The sequence below is a fragment of the Alkalithermobacter thermoalcaliphilus JW-YL-7 = DSM 7308 genome, from assembly GCA_001584565.1.
In the GTDB taxonomy this organism is placed as follows: domain Bacteria; phylum Bacillota; class Clostridia; order Peptostreptococcales; family Peptostreptococcaceae; genus Alkalithermobacter; species Alkalithermobacter thermoalcaliphilus.
The window spans coordinates 1,393,805-1,414,204 of sequence record LSFY01000001.1 but is presented as its reverse complement, the minus strand read 5'-3'; the positions used below and the strand labels follow the sequence as shown (position 1 = coordinate 1,414,204).

Below are 20,400 nucleotides of genomic sequence, written 5' to 3'. Positions count from 1 at the left end.
GGTGATAATGATGATAGATTTTCTAAATGAAAGTGAGATGGAGTTTTTAAATAAAAACATGATTGTAAAAGAGTATAAAAAAGGAGAGCAAATATATACCCCTCTTAATATATGTAAATATTTATCGTTTGTACTAGGTGGGAGTGTAAGGCTTGTAAAATATTCAACAGATGGAAGAGAGCAGATAGTTGCTATATTAAAAAAAGGAGCTTTTTTTGGAGAAGCATTGGTATTTGAACAACTTCATTATCCTGTATATGTTATAGCAGATAAAGACTGTAAGATAGGTAATATTACTAAAGATACACTTATACAAATATCTAGTATGAATAAAAAGTTTATGGAAGTATTCTTAAGTGAAATAACTACAAAGATATTTATTTTAAATAACCAAATAGAAATACTATCATTAAAGACTGTTAAGGATAAACTAATAAAATTTTTGTATAACCACTATGAGCTTAAAAAAACTCATATATTTAAACTTCCTTATACAAAACAAAAGATAGCAAATATGATAGGAAGTTCAAGAGAGGTAGTTTCGAGAAACTTTAAAGAGCTTGAAGAAGAAGGAGCTTTTCATTATGATAAAGATAAGATAGTTCTTAACCTAGATTATTTTAATGAAAAGATGTATAATTTTTCTTAGACTTTTATATCGAAAGGAGTGAAATTATGGTAGATAAATCAACAATACAAAATGTAGCAAAACTTGCAAAACTAGAATTTAGAGAAGACGAAATAGACATGATAGTAAAAAAGCTTGATAATGTATTAAGTTATGTAAAAATGCTCGATGAGGTAAATGTAGATAATGTAGATATTACATATAATCCTATAGATCTAAAAAATGCCTTTAGAGAAGATAATGTAGGAAAATCTCTAGATAGAGAAAAAGTTCTTCAAAATGCACCAGATAAAGAAATGGGATGTTTTAAAGTGCCTAAAGTATTAGACTAGAAAGGAGTGAGTAATTTGGATTTACATAAAATGACTATAAAGCAAATAAGCGAAAAAATTAAAAATAGAGAAATAACAGCGCTTGAACTTACAGAAAAAATGCTTGAAAAAGCGAAAGAAATAGAAAAAAAAGTAGATTCTTTTTTATGTATAACAGAAGATGTTGCTATTGAACAAGCAAAGAAAGTAGATAAAAAAATAGCAAATGGAGAAAAAGTATCTTCTCTTGCAGGAATACCTATAGCTATAAAAGATAATATATGTACAGAGGGAATAAAAACTACTTGTGCATCAAGAATGCTAGAAAATTTTATTCCTCCATATAATGCAACAGTTGTAGAAAAGTTAAATAAAAGCGGGACTGTTCTTATAGGGAAAACAAATATGGATGAATTTGCTATGGGTTCTTCAACAGAAACATCAGCATTTAAGAAAACAAAAAATCCATGGGATTTAAATAAAGTTCCAGGTGGTTCATCAGGTGGTTCTGCTTCTTCAGTTGCAGCAGGTCAGGTATTTTGTTCATTAGGTTCAGACACTGGAGGATCTGTTAGACAACCAGCAGCTTTAACAGGAATAGTTGGGCTTAAGCCAACTTACGGAAGAGTATCAAGATATGGACTTATAGCATTTGGTTCGTCTTTAGATCAAGTAGGGATATTTACTAAAGATGTATATGACTGTGCATTAGTATTAAAAGAAATAGCTGGGAAAGATGATATGGACGGGACAAGCTCGCCAATAGAAGTACCAGATTATACTAAATTTTTAGATGGAAATGTTAAAGGAATAAAGATAGGAATTCCTAAAGAGTATTTTGCACAAGGAATAGATGAAGATGTAAAAAAAGCAGTACTTGCAGGAGTTGAACAATTAAAGGAACTTGGAGCTATTGTTAAAGAAATATCTCTTCCTCATACTAAATATGCAGTAGCAACATATTATATTATAGCTCCTAGTGAGGCTAGTTCAAACCTTGCAAGATTTGATGGAATAAGATATGGATATAGAACAAAAGAATTTGATTCGTTAGATGATTTATATATAAAAAGTAGAAGTGAAGGATTTGGAGAGGAAGTTAAAAGAAGAATAGTTATAGGAACTTATGCGCTTAGTTCAGGATATTATGATGCTTATTACAAAAAAGCACTTCAGGTTAGAACTTTAATAAAGCAAGATTTTGAAAAGGCATTTGAAGATGTAGATGTTATAATAGCTCCTACAGTTCCTAATGTTGCATTTAATTTTGGAGAAAAAAATCAAGATCCACTTTCTATGTATATGGAAGATGTATGCACAATACCTGCTAATATGGCTGGAGTTCCAGCAATATCTATTCCGTGTGGATTTAAAAACTCTCTTCCAATAGGAATGCAAATAATAGGAAAGCACTTTGATGAAGCTACTGTTTTAAAAGTTGCACATGCATATGAAAGTTGTGGAGACTTTAAAGACAAAAGACCGAACTTATAAGATGGAGGTGAAAAAGATGAATTATAAAACTCTTATAGGACTTGAGATACACGCAGAACTTTTAACTAATACAAAAATATTTTGCTCATGCAAAAACGAGTTTGGAGCAGATGTAAATACCAACTGTTGTCCTGTTTGCTTGGGGCTTCCAGGTTCTTTACCAGTACTAAATAAAAAAGTTTTAGAGTATGCAATAATGGCAGGACTAGCATTTAACTGTAATATAGCAAGACATACTAAAATGGATAGAAAAAATTATTTTTATCCTGACCTTACAAAGGCATATCAAATATCTCAGTATGATATTCCACTTTGTGAAAATGGATTTATACAGATAGAAAAAGAAGATAAAACAACTAAAAATATAAGAATAAGAAGAATACATATAGAAGAAGATACAGGTAAGTCTTTACATGATACCTCTGGGGATACATTATTAGATTATAATAGAAGTGGAGTGCCTCTTATAGAGATAGTTACAGAACCTGATATGAACTCTCCTGAAGAAGCATATAAATTCCTTGAGAAATTAAAGGAAGTACTTTTATTTACAGGAGTATCAGATGTAAAAATGGAACAAGGATCTTTAAGATGCGATGTAAATATAAATGTTGTAAGAGAAGATGGATTAAAGTCAAACATAGTTGAACTTAAAAATTTAAACTCTTTTAAAGCTGCAGTAAAAGCTATGGAGTATGAAATTAAAAGACATATAGATCTTTTAGAAAGCGGACAAAATACAGTAAGAGAAACTAGAAGATGGGATGATAGTGAAAATAGAACAATATCTATGAGAAGCAAAGAAACTGTTCAGGATTACAGATATTTCCCAGAGCCAGATATTGTTAACATAAATATAAGTGATGAATTTATTGAAAATGTAAAAAAATCTTTACCAGAGCTTCCTGATCAAAAAAGAGAAAGATTTATAAAAGAATATATGATACCAGAATATGATGCTAAGATACTTACATCAAGTAAGGAGCTGTCAAGTTATTTTGAAGATATAGTAAAACTGTTCAATGAGCCTAAAGTAGTTAGCAACTGGATAATGACAGAACTTTTAAGAAGAGTCAACGATGAAGGAATAACCCTTTCAGATCTAAAATTTGAAAAAGAAGATTTTGCTGATCTTTTAAGTGCAATATCACAAGGCAAAATAAATAATAATGCAGGTAAAAAAGTATTTAGAGCTATGTTTGAAACAGGCAAAAAACCAAATGAAATAATAGAACAGATGGGACTTGTTCAGCTTCAAGATGAAAATGAAATAAAACAGATAATAATAAGTGTTCTTGAAAATAACAAACAATCAATAGAAGATTATAAAAATGGAAAACAAAGAGCGTTTGGATTCTTAGTTGGACAAATAATGAAAGCAAGTCAAGGTAAAGCAAATCCTCAAATAGTAAACAGTATGTTAAAAGAAATAATAGATAATATGTAGACAAATAATATATTGCTTATATATTAACAAATACTTGGCATAAACTCATGAAATATTAATATATCAATAAATGAAAACACCTTAAAATAGGGTTTTTGGATATCCAAAAACCCTATTTTTTTGTTAATAAATAGATAAAAGCTAGTAATACCATAATTTTCAGACATAAAACATATTTATTTAATATATAAATTCAAGATGAATTAGGGGGTAGATTGATGAAAGATTTTAAAAATAAATCACTAGAGAGTAAATTTAAAGAATTAGAAGACTTTATAGACTCATTAGAAGATAAAAAAGCTGAGCTTATAATAGTACTTCATAAGGCTCAAGAAATTTTTGGATATATTCCAAGAGAAGTTCAACAGTTTGTTGCACAAAAGTTAGGAGTACATACCTCTAAGGTTTATGGGGTAGTAAGTTTTTATTCTTTTTTTAATATGACTCCCCAAGGGCAGTATCCAATATCTATATGTATGGGTACAGCTTGTTATGTTAGAGATTCAGAAAAAATATTAGATGAATTTAAAAAAATACTAGGAATAACAATAGGAGAAGTTACAGATGATGGAAAGTTTTCTATAAACGTATTAAGGTGTGTTGGAGCTTGTGGGCTTGCTCCGGTAGTTATGATAGGAGAAAAAGTTTATGGAAGAGTTACACCTGATAAGGTATCAAAAATTATTCAAGAGTGCGAATAAAACTAAATTGCCTGGAGGTAGAAGATGAGAAAGATAAGATGTATTAGTGACTTGGCAAATATGAAAAATGATTTAAAAAGTAAAAAGTCTAGTGAAGAATTAGTAATTATAAAAGTAGCTATGGCAACTTGTAGTATAGCAGCAGGGGCTAAAGAGGTTATGGATGTTTTAACCGAAAGTATATCTCGTAAAGGTATCAAAAATGTGATTGTAGAAAAAACAGGGTGCATGGGATATTGTTATGCAGAACCTACCATTAAAGTAATAAAGGCAGGTGAAGAAGTAGTATTTGGAAATGTAGACAAACATTTAGCAAAAAATATAGTAGATGAGTATATAGAAAATAAGTCAGAGATCGAGGGAGTTTTAACAGATAAAGACAATAAACAAATGAAGATAGTTCTTAGAAATTGTGGATCAATAGATCCAGAAAGTATAAATGATTATATATGTGTAGATGGATATGAAGCTTTAGGAAAAGTTTTATTTGATTTAGATCCCGACAAAGTAATTGAAGAAATAAAAAAATCAGGCCTTAGAGGAAGAGGTGGAGGAGGATTTCCAACAGGAGTTAAATGGGAGTATGCAAGAAAAAGTAAATCAGATAAAAAATATGTAATTTGTAATGCTGATGAAGGAGATCCAGGAGCATTTATGGATAGATCTATATTAGAGGGAGATCCACATTCAATAGTTGAAGCTATGATTATTTGTGGTTATGCAATAGGTGCAGATGAAGGAAAAGTATATATTCGTGCAGAGTATCCTCTAGCAATAAAAAGGCTTCAAAAAGCTATAGATGATGCTAGAGAATATGGACTTTTAGGAAAAAATATAATGGGTAGCGAGTTTGATTTTGACATTGAAATTAAATATGGAGCAGGAGCATTTGTATGTGGAGAAGAAACAGCTTTGATACATTCAATAGAAGGAGAAAGAGGAGAGCCTACTACAAAACCACCTTTTCCAGCAGAAAGTGGACTTTGGGGCAAACCTACTAATGTGAATAATGTTGAAACATTTGCAAATATACCAGTTATAATTTTGAATGGTTCGGATTGGTTTAATAAAATAGGAACAGAAAGGTCTAAAGGAACTAAAGTATTTGCATTAGCAGGAAAGGTAAAAAATGTTGGACTTATAGAAGTAGCAATGGGAACAACTCTGAGAGAAGTTATATTTGATATAGGTGGAGGAATAGTAGGCGACAAAAAATTTAAAGCAGTTCAAACAGGAGGACCGTCTGGAGGGTGTTTAACTGAAAACGATCTAGATACTCCAATAGACTTTGAAAGTTTAGTTAGTAGGGGATCTATGATGGGATCAGGTGGAATGATAGTTATGGATGAAGAAGATTGTATGCCAAGTGTTGCAAAATTCTATTTAGAATTTATACAAGATGAGTCCTGTGGAAAATGTACACCATGTAGAATAGGAACAAAAAGATTGTGGGAAGTATTGGAAAAAATTACAACTGGAAAATCAACAATAGAAGACTTAGAGCAGTTGAAAGTATTATCAGAAGTTATAAAAGACACAGCTTTATGTGGACTAGGTCAGACTGCTCCAAATCCAGTTTTATCGACTTTAAATACCTTCTTAGATGAGTATGAAGATCATGTAAAATATGGAAAGTGTACAGCTGGAAAATGTAATGCACTCTTAAAATACAGAATAATAAAATCAAAATGTGTCGGTTGTGGAGTTTGTTCTAAAGTATGTCCAACATCCGCCATATCAGGAAGACTAAAGCAAGCTCATGTCATAGATCAAATAAAATGTATAAAATGTGGTGCATGTATGGATAAATGTAAGTTTTATGCTATCAAGAAAGATTAGTGTAAGGGGGATCATATGGTAAATATTATAATAGATGGTAAAAGAATCAGCATAGAGGAAGGAAGTACTATATTACAGGCAGCTGAAAAAGTTGGGATAGATATTCCTACTCTTTGTCATCTTGACTTGCATGATATAAAGATGGTTAATAAATGTGCAACTTGTAGAATATGTGTTGTAGAAGTTGAAGGAAGGAGAAATTTAGCACCAGCATGTGCAACTCCTGTTTATGAAAATATGGTTGTAAAAACTAATACATTAAGGGTATTAAATGCTAGAAGAACTATTTTAGAATTAATGTTATCAGATCATCCTCAAGACTGTTTGATATGTAAAAAGTCAGGAAATTGTAAGTTACAAGACCTAGCACAAAGGTTTGGATTAAGACAGGTTCACTATTATGATGGTGAAAAATCAACCTATATAAAAGATATTTCAACTTCTATAGTAAGAGATATGGATAAATGTATAATGTGTAGAAGATGTGAAACTATGTGCAATAATGTTCAAACTGTAGGTGCTCTATCAGCAATAAATAGAGGATTTAATGCTGTTGTATCTCCTGCATTTGAAGAAAAACTAGAAAACACTGTATGTACTTATTGTGGTCAATGTGTTGCAGTATGTCCAGTAGGAGCACTAACTGAAAAAGAGAATATATGGGCTGTTGTAGATGCTCTAGTGAATAAGGATAAGGTAGTTATAGTACAAACAGCTCCTGCTGTAAGAGTTGCACTTGGAGAAGAATTTGGATTAGAGGCAGGGCAAGTAGTTACAGGAAAGATGGTAGCTGCACTCAGAAGATTAGGATTTGATTATGTATTTGATACTGATTTTGCAGCAGATTTAACTATTATGGAAGAAGGTGCAGAGTTATTAGATAGAATTGAAAGGTATATAAATAAAGATGAAACAGTAAAGCTTCCTATGTTAACTTCCTGTTGTCCAGGTTGGGTAAATTTTCTTGAAAGTCAGTTTCATGATCTTTTAGATACACCTTCTTCAGCAAAATCTCCTCAACAAATGTTTGGGTCGATTGTAAAATCATATTTTGCACAAAAGCTTTTGATACCAAGAGAGAAAATGGTTGTAGTATCGGTTATGCCTTGCCTTGCTAAAAAGTTTGAGGCATCTAAAGAAGAATTCAAAGTAAATGGAAATCCAGATGTAGATATATGTATATCTACAAGAGAATTAGCTCACCTTAAAATCCATATATAAAAGAAATATATGAAAAATTCTTATGGGAGCCTCTAAGTAAAAAGTCACATCATCTTCTTCATACAAAGTATTCATATAAAAACAAAGTCTAAGAGACAGATTATCTGTCTCTTTTTTGTAGCAAAAAATCTTGTCATAAAAAATTATTTAGTCATTAAACTTAATTGACATCTATATAATACATATTAAAAATACATCATGTAAAAAAATTACATAAGGAGGGGGTAACGGGTGCTAAAGTATATTTTAAACAGATTTGTATCTATGTTTATCACAATTTTTTTAGTAATTACAATTACATTTGTGTTAATGCATGCAATACCAGGGGGACCTTTTACTGGAGAAAAAAAATTGCCACCTGCAACAGAACAGGCCTTAAGAGAAAAGTATAAGCTTGATGATCCGCTAATTAAGCAATACACAGATTATTTACTTAGTGTAGCTAAGGGAGATTTAGGACCATCTTTTAAACTAAAAGGGCAAAGTGTTAACGACATAATATCAAGGTCATTTCCAGCATCAGCTCAGTTAGGGGGAGTAGCTATAATATTGATACTTGCTATTGGAATACCAATAGGTGTAATAGCTGCTTTAAAACAAGGTACATGGATAGATAGTGCAGTAATGTTGTTTGCTGTCCTTGGAGTTACTATACCTAGCTTTGTTGTAGCAACAGTTATGATTTATGTATTTTCTGTTAGACTAAATATTCTTCCATCAGCTAGATGGGGAACTATTCAACATATGATTATGCCTACTATAGCTCTTTCGGCTTACTCTTTAGCATTTATAGCAAGATTGACAAGATCTACTATGCTAGAAGTTATATCTCAGGATTATATAAGAACAGCAAGAGCAAAAGGATTAAGTGAGGGAGTAGTAATATTTAAACATGCTCTTAAAAATGCACTAATTCCGATAATTACTTATGTAGGGCCATTAGTTGCAACTCTTTTAACAGGATCATTTGTTATAGAAAAAATATTTGCAATACCTGGACTTGGAAGATTCTTTGTAGAAAGTATAACTAACAGAGACTATACAGTTATAATGGGAGTTACGATATTTTATGCCGTATTTTTAGTTGGAATGATGTTTATTGTAGATATACTTTATGGATTGGTAGACCCAAGAATAAAACTCGATGAGTAGGAGGGAAAGCAATGGATTGGGAGTTTATAAGTCAAGAAGAAAAAGATTGTGAACAAATAGTAAGGCCATCTATGACTTATTGGCAAGATGTTTGGAGAAGGCTAAAAGCTAACAAAGTGGCCATGGGTGGATTGATATTTTTAGTATTTTTAATATTACTTGCAATAATTGGCCCTATGTTGTCTAGATATTCATATTCAGATCAAAACTTAGCTTTAGCAAATCAAGGACCTAGCTCAAAACATTGGTTTGGAACAGATAAACATGGAAGGGATCTTTTTGTAAGAGTATTATACGGAGCTAGAATATCGCTTACAGTTGGAATAGTAGCATCCATTATAAATTTAGTTGTTGGAGTATTATATGGAGGAATATCTGGATATTTAGGTGGAAAAGTAGACAATATTATGATGAGAATAGTAGATATACTATCAACTATCCCCCTAACTTTATATGTAATACTTTTAATGGTAGTTATAGGTTCAGGACTTAAAAGTATATTAATAGCAATAGGATCGGTATATTGGCTTTCTATGGCCCGTATAGTTAGGGGTCAGATATTATCTTTAAAAGAACAAGAATATGTTCTTGCAGCAAAGACACTTGGAGCTAGTGGAATGAGAATAATTTTAAGGCACCTTATTCCAAATGCTATGGGTCCTATAATAGTAACTATGACAATGTCAATACCATCAGCAATATTTACAGAAGCATTTTTATCATTTATAGGGCTTGGAGTATCAGCACCACAAGCATCTTGGGGAGTTTTAGCAAGTGATGCATTAGGTAGCATAAGAGTTTATCCATATCAATTATTTTTTCCTGCACTTGCTATATCAGTAACTATGCTTGCGTTTAACTTTTTAGGTGACGGATTAAGAGATGCTTTAGATCCACGTATGCGTAAATAAAGGGGGGATAAATGTGAAAGAGAAATTACTTGAAATAAAGAATTTAAAAACATCTTTTTTTACTCATGTAGGAGAGGTAAAGGCTATAAGAGGAGTAGATTTTGATTTATATAAAGGGGAAGCTTTAGGAATAGTAGGAGAATCAGGAAGTGGAAAATCTGTAACATCTATGTCTATAATGAAACTTCTTCAACATCCAGGACAAATAATAGATGGTCAAATATTGTTTAATGGTGAGGACCTAGTAAGAAAAAGTCAAAAACAGATGCAAAGTATAAGAGGAAATAAGATAAGTATGATTTTTCAGGATCCTATGACATCTTTAAATCCAGTTTATACAATTGGAGATCAAATAATGGAAGCTATAATAAAACATCAAAAACTATCAAGACAAGATGCAAGAAAAAAAGCTATCGATATGCTTAGGATAGTTGGAATACCAAGTCCAGAAAAGCGTATAAATCAGTATCCTCATGAGTTTTCTGGTGGTATGAGGCAAAGAGCTATGATTGCTATGGCATTATCTTGCGAACCAGAGCTTTTAATAGCTGACGAACCAACAACTGCACTAGATGTTACTATTCAGGCACAAATTTTGGAATTAATGAAAGAGTTAAAGAATAAACTTAATACAGCTATAATTTTAATAACTCATGACTTAGGAGTTGTAGCAGATGTTTGTTCAAGAGTAATTGTAATGTATGGTGGTCTTATAATGGAGGAAGGAACAGTTGAAGAGATTTTTTATAAACCTAGACATCCATATACATTAGGTCTTTTAAAATCTATACCAAAGCTTTCAGATAAAAAAGATAAGCAAAGATTAGTTCCTATAATAGGATCTCCTCCAGATCTTTTAAAACCTCCAAAAGGATGTCCTTTTGCACCAAGATGTGAATATGCAATGAGAATATGTTTAAACAAAGTACCAAATTATACATATGTAAGTCAAACACAAAGATCTATGTGTTGGTTACTTCATAAAGATGCTCCAGTAATTGATGCTATAAACAAGGATTTAAAGGGGGCAAAAACAGATGAACAATAAACAAGATATATTACTTGAAGTTAAAAACTTAAAAAAATATTTTCCTGTAAAAAAAGGCTTATTTAAAAACTCAGTTCAGTATGTCAAAGCAGTAGATGATGTAAGTTTTTATATTAGAAAGGGAGAGACATTAGGCCTTGTTGGAGAGTCTGGCTGTGGAAAATCAACTACGGGAAGAACAATAATAAGGCTTTATGATCCAACTGAAGGGCAAATAATATTTGATGGTCATGATATAGCTAAGTTGAACCAAAACCAGTTAAAAGAGTTTAGAAAAAAAGTTCAGATGATATTTCAAGATCCATATGCATCATTAAATTCACGAATGACTGTAGGAGATATAATAGGAGAGGCTCTAGATATACATAAGATAGCAACTGGAAAGGAAAGGCTTGAAATAATACATGATCTTTTGCAAAGGGTAGGACTTCAGCCAGATCATGCAACTAGATATCCTCATGAGTTTTCAGGAGGACAAAGACAAAGAATAGGAATAGCTAGAGCACTTGCAGTACAGCCACAATTTATAATAGCAGATGAGCCTATATCTGCACTGGATGTTTCTATACAGGCACAAGTTGTAAATATGCTTGAAGATTTACAAAAAGATCTAAATCTTACATATTTATTTATTGCACACGATCTTTCTATGGTAAAACATATATCTGATAGAATAGGAGTTATGTATTTAGGTAAATTAGTTGAAATTACAGATAGTGATGAACTTTACAAAAATCCTATTCATCCATATACAAAAGCACTTTTATCAGCAATACCTATTCCAGATCCAAATATTGCTAAAGCAAGTAAAAGGATAATACTACAAGGAGATGTTCCAAGTCCATTAAATCCACCTTCAGGGTGTAGATTTAGAACAAGATGTAAATACGCAATGCCTATATGTAGTGAATATGAACCTAGTTTAGTAAATGTAAGTGAAAATCATAGTGTAGCTTGTCATTTAGTTAACAAATAAACAAGATATAAAAGCTATAATAAAGCTTTTATATAAATACATATTAAAAAGGGAGGAGATTTTGTGAGAAAACTACTTTCACTACTTCTTGTCGTAGTGTTAGGTCTAGCATCTTTAGTTGGATGCTCAGGAAATAACACAGGACAAAATGAAAAGAAAGAGCCTATGATAGTAAGACATAATCTAGGTTCTGACCCAGAAACAATAGATCCAGCATTAAATGCAGCAGTTGATGGAGCTATAATACTTGTTAATACGTTTGAAGGTCTTATGAGACTAGATGAAAATGATCAACCAATTCCAGGAGTAGCAACAGAATATACAGTTTCAGAAGACAGACTAACTTACACATTTAAACTAAGACAGTCTAAATGGTCAGATGGAGAAGAAGTTACAGCACATGATTTTGAATATGCTTGGAAAAGAGCTTTAGATCCTGCTACAGCAGCTGACTATGCATATCAATTATATTATATTAAAAATGGGGAAAAATTTAATAATGGAGAAGTTAGTGCAGATGAAGTAGGAGTTAAAGCATTAGATGATTATACTTTAGAAGTTGTTTTAGAAGCACCAACTCCATATTTCCTAGAATTAACAGCATTTCCTACTTATTTCCCAGTTAGAAAAGATATAATAGAAGCTCATGGAGAAAAATGGGCACTAAATCCAGAAACTCATATTTCGAATGGACCTTTTAAAGTTGTTAAGTGGGAGCATAATGATGTAATGGAGCTTGTTAAAAATGAAAACTATTATGATAAAGATAGGGTAAAACTTGATGGAATTCATTTTTACTTTATGACTGAAGCTTCTACAGCACTTGCTGCATTTGAATCAGGAGAAGTTGATTATATAGAATCTGTTCCATCTGAAGAAATACCAAGACTTATGGAAGAAAGTGATGAATTTAAAATATTCCCAAATCTTGGAACATACTTCTATGTATTTAATACAACTAAAGAACCTGTTAACGATGTAAGAGTAAGAAAAGCTTTATCTATGGCAATAGATAGAAAAGCTATAGTTGAAGTTATAGCTAAAGGTGGTCAAATACCAGCATTATCATTTGTTCCTGAAGGAATAACAGAGCCAGATGGATCAGACTTTAATAAAAATGCTAAGGATTATGGATTAGCATTAACACCAAAAGTTGAAGAAGCTAGAGAGCTTCTTGCACAAGCAGGATATCCAGACGGTAAAGGCTTCCCTAAATTAACAGTTATATACAATACAAGTGAAGGACATAAGGCAATAGCAGAAGCTATTCAAGCTATGTGGAAAGATAATTTAGGAATAGAAGTAGAACTTCAAAATCAAGAGTGGAAAGTATTCCAGCAAACTAGAGACAATGGAGATTTTGTTATAGCTAGACATGGATGGCTTGCAGACTATGTAGATCCTATGACATTCTTAGATATGTGGTATTCTACAAGCGGAAACAATAATGCTCATTGGAAAAATGAAGAATTTGATAGATTGATAAATGAAGCAAAATCTTCAGCAGATGAAAAAACTAGATTTGAAATAATGCATAAAGCACACGACTTAATGATGGAAGAAATGATAGTAATGCCTATATACTACTATACAAATCCTGAAATGATAAAATCTTACGTGAAAGATGTAAGAGTATCTCCACTTGGATTTGTTTACTATGATGAAGCGTATATAGAAAAATAAAAAGGCAAAAAATAAATGGAGTCTATATAGACTCCATTTATTTTTGAAAGGAGAGGATTTATGGAATACATATTTGAGGATTATACAAAAACAAAAAAAGTATATCATATAGTTAGTTTAAATGATCTAGATAGAGTAATAAAAAATGGAATATGTTATGATGATAAGATAACATATAATACAAAGTATAAGGGATTTCATGATTATATAGATAAATTTAAAGGAAAGAATATTCCTTCCTGGGTTATGAGAAGTAAGTGTATATTTGCAAGTTTAAATTATAAAAAGGACCACAATTTTCACTCTCATAGTGCAATTTTATCTGTGAATATAGATGAAGAAAGATGCTGGATTGCAAATGAAAATCTAGCAAATGTAATATATGAGCCATTTGCTTTAAGAAATACTGTAACGTTTGAAAATTGTAAAAGTTTTTTGGACAAAAATGGAGAAAGAATATTAAAAAAATATTGGGATACATCTATTAGCTTCAAAGAAAATTTGAAGGTTAGAAAAGATTTAAAAAAGGGATATGATGCAGAAGTTTTGATATGTCATCCTATATCAAAAGAAGATATACAAATTTTATATATTTGTTCAGATCATAAAATAATGAGTTTAGAACAATTTAATATGTATTTTTCTTAGTATATCCCTAAGGGATATTTTTTTTTAACTTGTTGTAATGGTATAATTATTGTATTAAATTTTTAGGGGGTAATTAAAATGCAAGTAGGAAAACTTACATCAGATCAACTTAAAAGTATTATTTTCAGCACCTTAAATAAAAAAAGAAAAGAAGTTATTGTAAGGCCTAATATAGGTGAGGATTGTGCAATATTAGACTTTGGAGAATATGTATGTGTAATGAGTACAGATCCTATCACAGGAACAAGTGAGGAGATTGGAAAGCTTGCAGTTCATATAACATGTAATGATATAGCAGCAAGTGGGGTAGAGCCGCTTGGATTAATGCTTACAATAATGGCTCCAGTTGGAACTAAAGAAGAGGAAATCAAAAAGATTATGTTAGATGCGTCAAATGAAGCTGCAAAGCTTAATGTAGATATTATAGGGGGCCACACAGAAATAACAAGTGCAGTTAACAGAATTGTACTTTCATCTACTGGAGTTGGTAAAGAAAAGAAAGATAAAATCATGCAAAGAAAGTCTTTAAAGCCTTCAGATATACTAGTACTTACAAAAGGTGCTGGAATAGAAGGAACAGGTATAATATGTTTTGAAAAATATCAAGAGCTTAAACAGTTATATGGAAAAGAAATTGTAGAAGAAGGAAAGAAGCTCCTTGATAGTATAAGTGTAGTAAAAGAAGGGATAATAGCAGGTAAGGTTGGAGTAAGTTGTATGCACGATGTTACAGAAGGTGGAGTTTTAGGAGCTATATGGGAAATGTGTGAACTTTATAAATTAGGATGCACTATATACAAGGAAAAAATATATATACATAAATCTACAAAATTAGTGTGTGATCATTATAAAATAGATCCATTAAGACTAATATCTAGCGGATCTATGATAATTGGAGTTTCTAAAGATAAACTAGACTTATTAAAATCAGAGTTTGAAAAAGAAAATATAGACTACTTTATAATAGGAGAGTTTACAAAAGAAAAAGAAATTATATTAAAAGAAGGCAAACAGCAAACGATTGTTTTGCAACCACAAAGCGATGAGCTGTATAAAGTCTTGTAGTTTACATGTTTTACCTTTTAATAATAAAGCAGTTAGTGTATAATAATTCAGTAAATAAATGGAATGAGAAAGGATGGTTTTTTTGAAGAGAATCGGTGGCAGGAAAAGCGATGAATTGAGGAAAATAACTATAACAAGAGACTATACAAAATACGCAGAAGGATCTGTTTTGATAGAAATGGGAGATACAAAGGTAATATGTACAGCTTCTATAGAAGACAAAGTTCCACCATTTTTAAAAAATACTGGAACAGGATGGATTACAGCTGAATATTCTATGCTACCAAGGTCAACTCATTCAAGAAAAGTGAGAGAATCATCTAAAGGAAAAATAGATGGAAGAACTCAAGAAATACAAAGACTTATAGGAAGAGCATTAAGATCTGTTATAGATTTAAAATCACTTGGAGAGAGAACTATATGGATAGATTGTGATGTAATACAAGCAGATGGTGGAACGAGAACAGCATCTATAACTGGTGCTTTTGTAGCTATGGCAGATGCAGTTTATAAACTTTATAAGGATAAAGTTATAAAAACTATGCCCATAACATCTTTTGTTTCGGCTGTTAGTGTAGGAATAGTAAACGGTGAAAAAATATTAGATCTTTGTTATGAAGAAGATTCAAACGCACAAGTTGATATGAATATAGTTATGACAAACAAAGGAGAATTTGTAGAAATCCAAGGAACAGGAGAAGAATTCCCATTTACAAAAGAAGATTTAGACTGTCTTATAAATTTAGGTCAGATAGGAAACAAAAATCTAATAAAGGCACAAAAAGAGGCATTAGGAGAAATATCAAAAGCTATATTAGGAGAAGAGATTGAAGTTGTAATTGCTACTAATAATGCTCACAAATTAAATGAAATGAGAAATATGTTGAGTGAACTTAATATAAAAGTTTTATCACTAAATGACCTTGGTTTTAAAGAGATAAAAATAGAAGAAACTGGAAGTACATTTGAGGAAAATGCACTTATAAAAGCTAGAGAAATTATGAAAAGAACAGGAAAAATATCAATAGCGGATGATTCAGGACTTATGGTTGATGTATTAGGAGGAAGACCAGGAATCTATTCAGCTAGATTTGCAGGAGAAAATTCTACAGATAAACAAAATAATGAAAAACTATTAAAGCTTTTAAATGGTTATCCTCTTGAGAAAAGAGGTGCAAGATTTGTATCTTCAATAGCTGTTGTATTCCCTGATAAACAGGAGTTTACAGTAAAGGGAACTTGTGAAGGAAAAATAGCATTAAGCCCAAGAGGAGAAAATGGTTTTGGATATGATCCGATATTTATAGTTGATGGATATGACAAAACTTTTGGAGAAATTGAAAAAGATGTAAAAAATAGAATAAGCCATAGAGCAAAAGCAATGGAAAAAATGAAACTTGAATTAGAAAAGAGGATCTTGCTATGAAGATAGGAATATTAGGAGATACTCATAGAAATAAAAATTATATAGATAAAGCAATAAAGCATATGAATGATTGCGATTTAATTTTGCATACAGGAGATAATTTTCAAGATTCAATATATATACACAAAACAACAAATATAACAACCCTTGGAGTTGTAGGAAACTGTGATTTCGAAGAAGCAGAAGATGAAATTTTATTTGAAACTAAAGGTTATAATATATTTATCTGCCATGGACATAAATACGGTGTTAAGTATGGAATAGAAAAATTAAAAGATAAAGCTAAAAAGCTAAATGCAGATGTAGTAGTATTTGGGCATAGTCATGAGTATTTACATGAATTTCATGATGGTATTTTATTTTTAAATCCAGGAAGTATATCCCTTCCAAGAGGAAGCATAGATAGAAGTTTTATTATAATGGAGTTAGATTATGAAAATATAAATATAAATAAAATAATACTTTAAAAGGAGCGGTTATGGGGTACATTTTAGGATATTTATTTATATTTTTTGCAAGGTGTTTAGATGTTTCAATGGCAACTACAAGAACCATAATGGTAGTTAAAGGGAAAAAATTTACTGCAGCAACTATAGGATTCTTCGAAATAATTATATATGTATTTGCTATAAATAAGGTTTTAAGTGGAATGAACAATATAGGAAATGTACTTTCTTATGCGCTAGGATTTGCAACAGGAAATTATCTTGGAGTAGTAATAGAAGAGAAAATGGCTCTTGGAACTTTAATAGTTCAAATAGTTACGACTAAAGATGTAGAAAAGTTCTCAAAATACCTAAGAGAAAATGGATTTGGGATAACTGTTATGGAAGGTCATGGAAAAGAAGGAAAGATACACATATTACAAAGTGTTCTTCACAGAAAGGACTTAAATAGCTTTGAAAGATATGTAAATAAATATGATGAATCAGCTTTTATGACTATTTCAGATGCTAGAACAATAAGAGGTGGATATTTTAAAAATAGGATAATAAATAAAAAATGACCGCATGGTCATTTTTTTATAACTTGTATTTTTATAGATAAAATAATATAAGGTAAATAGTAGACAAAATTATAGATACTATCATAAGAGGAAATCCTATTTTAAGATAATCTATAAAGGATATTTCGTTATTATGTTTTTTTAGCATACCAGCTACTATAACATTAGCTGATGCTCCTATTAAACTTCCATTTCCTCCAAGACAAGCTCCAAGGGATAATGCCCACCAAAGAGGAGTTATATCAGTAGATGATAGCAAAGCAATCTTTTTTATAAGAGGAATCATAGTAGCAACAAATGGTATATTATCTAAAAAAGCAGAAGCAATAGCTGACGTCCATAAAATTAAAATAGTAGATAAAAACAAGTTATTTTTTGTAGAAGAAGTTATAAAATATGCCAACTTATCTATAATACCTACTTTTTCTAATCCTCCAACTAAAATAAATAAAAATACAAAGAAAAATATAGTTGGCCATTCTATATCATGAAATACTTCTTCAACTTTAGATCTACTTACTAAAAGCATAATAGAAGCTCCAATAAGAGCAACAGAAGAAGATTCAAGACCAAATCTTTCATGGGTTAAAAAACCTAATACAGTTAAAAGTAAAATAGTAAGAGATTTAACTAAAAGTTTTTTATCTTTTATTGCTAACTTTTCATCAAATGAGAATACTTTTTGCTTTACATCATCTGTTACATGAAGTTTGTCTTTATATATAAACTTAAATGAAAATATAGTTACTATTAATATAATCAACGATATAGGTCCAGTATTAAATATAAAATCTAAAAAACTAAGGTTTGTAGAACTTCCTATCATTATGTTAGGAGGGTCACCAACTAGGGTTGCTGTCCCACCTATGTTTGATGATAATATTTGAGGAACTAAAAAAGGTATAGGATTTACTTTTAAAGTATCAGTTATAACAAGTGTAACAGGAGCTATTAAAAGCACTGTTGTAACATTGTCTAAAAATGCAGATAAAACAGCTGTAACTATACTAAATATAACTATAATTCTTAGTGGTTCTCCTTTAGCTATCTTAGCAGATTTAATAGCTATATATTGAAAAAGTCCAGTACTTTTTAGTATACTTACAACTATCATCATTCCTATTAAAAGACCTATTGTATTAAAGTCTATATAGTGGATAGCTTCTTCTTGAGTTACTATACCAAATAAAATCATAAGGCAAGCTCCAAAAAAAGATATAGCTGTTCTATCTATTTTTTCTGACACTATAAATACGTAAGTTAAAATAAATATAAAAACAGCTATAAATGACTGAGAAAACATATTTAATTCATCTCCTTAAGGTTAATTTATGGAATAATTATAATCCTGATTCAACCTAAAGTAAAGATTTTAGTTTATATTATTAACTCCATAACAAAAACTTAAAAATTTGGTAAATTTATTGAAAGAAATGATTGATATATAACTTATCTTTTAATAAAATTTTATATGTGATATAATGTAAAAGTTACAATATAGGTATAAGAAAATTATTTACATAGGAGGAAAAAATATGAGCAGTAAATTAATAAAAAAAGAAAATAACGAAGCAACATTAGAGTTTACTATAAGTAGTGAAAAATTTGAAGATGCTACACAAAAGGCATATCTTAAACTAAGAGGAAAATTTGATATACCAGGATTTAGAAAAGGTAAAGCTCCAAGAGCTATAATAGAGTCAAGATACGGAAAAGGAGTATTCTTTGAAGAAGCTTTAGATATAGCTTTCCCTCAGGAGTACAAATTAGCTTTAGATGAGCATAATCTAGAGCCTGTTGATAGACCAAATGTAGATATAAAAGAAGTAAACGAAGAAGGAGTAACTTTAGAAGTTACAGTTACAGTAAGACCAGAAGTTAAATTAGGAGAATATAAAGGTATAGAAGTTGAAAAAATTGAATATACTTTAGAGGAAGATGCAGTTGATAAAAGATTAGAGCAAATGTTAGATCAAAATGCAAGATTTGTGAATGTAACAGATAGACCAGTTCAAGAAAAAGATATGGTTTGCATAGATTTTAAAGGATTTGTTGATGGTGAAGCTTTCGAGGGAGGAACAGCAGAAAATTACAATCTAGTAATAGGATCTAAAACATTTATACCTGGATTTGAAGAGCAATTAATAGGAGCAAATGTTTCAGATGAAGTAGATGTAAATGTTACTTTCCCTGAAGAATATCATGCAGAAAACTTAGCTGGAAAAGATGCTTTATTCAAGGTAACTATAAAAGAAATAAAAGAAAAACAACTTCCAAATCTTGATGATGAATTTGCTAAAGATGTAAGCGAGTTTGATACATTAGATGAATTAAAAGAAGATATAAAGAAAAGACTTATGGAAGATCAAGAAAAAAGAGCTAAAATGGAACTAAGAGATAAAGTAGTAGATAAAGTAGTTGAAAATGCTACTGTAGATATACCTGAAGCTATGATAAGAACTCAAATAGACAGCATGGTTAGAGACTTTGACTATCAACTAAGATATCAAGGACTTGATATACAAAAATACTTAGAATTTACAAATACTAAAATAGAAGATTTAAGAGAACAAATGAAAGAAGAAGCTTATACAAGAGTTAAGACAGGATTAGTTTTAGAAGAAATAACTAAAGTAGAAAATATAGAAGTTTCTCAAGAAGAGTTAGATAAAGAAATAGAAAATATGGCTTCTATGTATAGAATGGAATTAGATAAATTTAAAAATACACTAAAAGAAGAAGACAAAGAATACCTAAAAGAAAATGTAGCTATCAGAAAAACAGTTGATATGTTAGTAGAAAACGCTAAGGTGGTATAATATTACAGTAGCCATATGGCTACTG

20 protein-coding genes are annotated in these 20,400 nt (G+C 30.6%); 19 read left to right on the top strand and 1 reads right to left on the bottom strand.

Going from position 1 to position 20,400, the window contains the following annotated elements:
- Window positions 1-10: 10 nt before the first annotated feature.
- From JWYL7_RS07365 to JWYL7_RS07285, 18 genes are all read left to right on the top strand, one after another.
- Complete coding sequence (locus tag JWYL7_RS07365; RefSeq protein WP_066071146.1) at window positions 11-649, top strand: Crp/Fnr family transcriptional regulator; 639 nt, start codon at window positions 11-13, stop codon at window positions 647-649.
- A gap of 26 nt (window positions 650-675) precedes the next feature.
- Window positions 676-960, top strand: coding sequence for an Asp-tRNA(Asn)/Glu-tRNA(Gln) amidotransferase subunit GatC (gene gatC, locus JWYL7_RS07360; RefSeq protein ID WP_149683686.1), 285 nt, complete (start codon window positions 676-678; stop codon window positions 958-960).
- 15 nt (window positions 961-975) lie between these two features.
- Window positions 976-2,433: an Asp-tRNA(Asn)/Glu-tRNA(Gln) amidotransferase subunit GatA gene (gene gatA, locus JWYL7_RS07355; protein ID WP_066071140.1), complete on the top strand. Its 1,458-nt coding sequence runs from the start codon at window positions 976-978 to the stop codon at window positions 2,431-2,433.
- Between the two features lie 16 nt (window positions 2,434-2,449).
- A complete protein-coding gene (gatB, locus tag JWYL7_RS07350; RefSeq protein ID WP_066071138.1) occupies window positions 2,450-3,880 on the top strand; it encodes an Asp-tRNA(Asn)/Glu-tRNA(Gln) amidotransferase subunit GatB in 1,431 nt (476 codons plus the stop codon).
- Window positions 3,881-4,098: 218 nt separating this feature from the next.
- The gene (locus JWYL7_RS07345; RefSeq protein WP_066071136.1) at window positions 4,099-4,581 is read left to right on the top strand and encodes an NADH-quinone oxidoreductase subunit NuoE family protein; all 483 of its coding nucleotides are present in this window, start codon (window positions 4,099-4,101) and stop codon (window positions 4,579-4,581) included.
- A gap of 24 nt (window positions 4,582-4,605) precedes the next feature.
- The gene (gene nuoF, locus JWYL7_RS07340; protein WP_083528334.1) at window positions 4,606-6,420 is read left to right on the top strand and encodes an NADH-quinone oxidoreductase subunit NuoF; all 1,815 of its coding nucleotides are present in this window, start codon (window positions 4,606-4,608) and stop codon (window positions 6,418-6,420) included.
- A 15-nt stretch (window positions 6,421-6,435) separates the two neighbouring features.
- Complete coding sequence (locus JWYL7_RS07335) at window positions 6,436-7,641, top strand: [Fe-Fe] hydrogenase large subunit C-terminal domain-containing protein (protein ID WP_083528332.1); 1,206 nt, start codon at window positions 6,436-6,438, stop codon at window positions 7,639-7,641.
- Window positions 7,638-7,733: an iron hydrogenase small subunit gene (locus JWYL7_RS10935; protein ID WP_072280252.1), complete on the top strand. Its 96-nt coding sequence runs from the start codon at window positions 7,638-7,640 to the stop codon at window positions 7,731-7,733. Before JWYL7_RS07335 ends, JWYL7_RS10935 begins: the two co-directional genes overlap by 4 nt.
- Before the next feature lie 139 nt (window positions 7,734-7,872).
- The gene (locus tag JWYL7_RS07330) at window positions 7,873-8,793 is read left to right on the top strand and encodes an ABC transporter permease (RefSeq protein WP_066071133.1); all 921 of its coding nucleotides are present in this window, start codon (window positions 7,873-7,875) and stop codon (window positions 8,791-8,793) included.
- A gap of 11 nt (window positions 8,794-8,804) precedes the next feature.
- Complete coding sequence (locus JWYL7_RS07325; protein WP_066071130.1) at window positions 8,805-9,704, top strand: ABC transporter permease; 900 nt, start codon at window positions 8,805-8,807, stop codon at window positions 9,702-9,704.
- Window positions 9,705-9,717: 13 nt separating this feature from the next.
- Window positions 9,718-10,752 carry an ABC transporter ATP-binding protein gene (locus JWYL7_RS07320; RefSeq protein WP_066071127.1) on the top strand — a complete coding sequence of 345 codons (1,035 nt, stop codon included), beginning with the start codon at window positions 9,718-9,720 and terminating at the stop codon, window positions 10,750-10,752.
- Window positions 10,742-11,728, top strand: coding sequence for an ABC transporter ATP-binding protein (locus JWYL7_RS07315; protein WP_066071124.1), 987 nt, complete (start codon window positions 10,742-10,744; stop codon window positions 11,726-11,728). Before JWYL7_RS07320 ends, JWYL7_RS07315 begins: the two co-directional genes overlap by 11 nt.
- A 63-nt stretch (window positions 11,729-11,791) precedes the next feature.
- A complete protein-coding gene (locus JWYL7_RS07310) occupies window positions 11,792-13,411 on the top strand; it encodes a peptide ABC transporter substrate-binding protein (RefSeq protein ID WP_331721827.1) in 1,620 nt (539 codons plus the stop codon).
- Window positions 13,412-13,471: 60 nt separating this feature from the next.
- On the top strand, window positions 13,472-14,059 hold the full coding sequence (locus tag JWYL7_RS07305) for a hypothetical protein (protein ID WP_066071118.1): 588 nt from the start codon (window positions 13,472-13,474) through the stop codon (window positions 14,057-14,059).
- A gap of 78 nt (window positions 14,060-14,137) precedes the next feature.
- A complete protein-coding gene (locus tag JWYL7_RS07300; RefSeq protein WP_066071115.1) occupies window positions 14,138-15,124 on the top strand; it encodes an AIR synthase family protein in 987 nt (328 codons plus the stop codon).
- A gap of 73 nt (window positions 15,125-15,197) precedes the next feature.
- A complete protein-coding gene (gene rph / locus JWYL7_RS07295) occupies window positions 15,198-16,550 on the top strand; it encodes a ribonuclease PH (protein WP_066071113.1) in 1,353 nt (450 codons plus the stop codon).
- Entirely contained in the window at window positions 16,547-17,017 is a 471-nt protein-coding gene (locus JWYL7_RS07290) for a YfcE family phosphodiesterase (RefSeq protein ID WP_066071110.1), read from the top strand. The genes rph and JWYL7_RS07290 overlap by 4 nt, the downstream gene beginning before the upstream one ends.
- Window positions 17,018-17,028: 11 nt before the next feature.
- The gene (locus JWYL7_RS07285; RefSeq protein WP_066071108.1) at window positions 17,029-17,556 is read left to right on the top strand and encodes a DUF2179 domain-containing protein; all 528 of its coding nucleotides are present in this window, start codon (window positions 17,029-17,031) and stop codon (window positions 17,554-17,556) included.
- Window positions 17,557-17,587: 31 nt separating this feature from the next.
- Here the strand turns inward: JWYL7_RS07285 and JWYL7_RS07280 are convergent, their stop codons facing one another.
- Window positions 17,588-18,859, bottom strand: a complete 1,272-nt coding sequence (locus JWYL7_RS07280; protein WP_066071105.1) for an ArsB/NhaD family transporter — start codon at window positions 18,857-18,859, stop codon at window positions 17,588-17,590.
- A gap of 232 nt (window positions 18,860-19,091) precedes the next feature.
- Between JWYL7_RS07280 and tig the strand changes: the two genes are divergently transcribed.
- On the top strand, window positions 19,092-20,375 hold the full coding sequence (gene tig, locus JWYL7_RS07275) for a trigger factor (RefSeq protein WP_066071102.1): 1,284 nt from the start codon (window positions 19,092-19,094) through the stop codon (window positions 20,373-20,375).
- Window positions 20,376-20,400: the final 25 nt, after the last annotated feature.

Coding starts and splice junctions, on each gene's coding strand:
- JWYL7_RS07300 (WP_066071115.1), top strand. CDS start 14,138: ATGCAAGTAGGAAAACTTACATCAGATCAACTTAAAAGTATTATTTTC.
- JWYL7_RS07305 (WP_066071118.1), top strand. CDS start 13,472: ATGGAATACATATTTGAGGATTATACAAAAACAAAAAAAGTATATCAT.
- JWYL7_RS07280 (WP_066071105.1), bottom strand. CDS start 18,859: ATGTTTTCTCAGTCATTTATAGCTGTTTTTATATTTATTTTAACTTAC.
- JWYL7_RS07345 (WP_066071136.1), top strand. CDS start 4,099: ATGAAAGATTTTAAAAATAAATCACTAGAGAGTAAATTTAAAGAATTA.
- rph (WP_066071113.1), top strand. CDS start 15,198: ATGGTTTTTTTGAAGAGAATCGGTGGCAGGAAAAGCGATGAATTGAGG.
- JWYL7_RS07315 (WP_066071124.1), top strand. CDS start 10,742: ATGAACAATAAACAAGATATATTACTTGAAGTTAAAAACTTAAAAAAA.
- gatB (WP_066071138.1), top strand. CDS start 2,450: ATGAATTATAAAACTCTTATAGGACTTGAGATACACGCAGAACTTTTA.
- JWYL7_RS07365 (WP_066071146.1), top strand. CDS start 11: ATGATAGATTTTCTAAATGAAAGTGAGATGGAGTTTTTAAATAAAAAC.
- JWYL7_RS07290 (WP_066071110.1), top strand. CDS start 16,547: ATGAAGATAGGAATATTAGGAGATACTCATAGAAATAAAAATTATATA.
- nuoF (WP_083528334.1), top strand. CDS start 4,606: ATGAGAAAGATAAGATGTATTAGTGACTTGGCAAATATGAAAAATGAT.
- gatC (WP_149683686.1), top strand. CDS start 676: ATGGTAGATAAATCAACAATACAAAATGTAGCAAAACTTGCAAAACTA.
- tig (WP_066071102.1), top strand. CDS start 19,092: ATGAGCAGTAAATTAATAAAAAAAGAAAATAACGAAGCAACATTAGAG.
- JWYL7_RS07285 (WP_066071108.1), top strand. CDS start 17,029: ATGGGGTACATTTTAGGATATTTATTTATATTTTTTGCAAGGTGTTTA.
- JWYL7_RS07335 (WP_083528332.1), top strand. CDS start 6,436: ATGGTAAATATTATAATAGATGGTAAAAGAATCAGCATAGAGGAAGGA.
- JWYL7_RS07325 (WP_066071130.1), top strand. CDS start 8,805: ATGGATTGGGAGTTTATAAGTCAAGAAGAAAAAGATTGTGAACAAATA.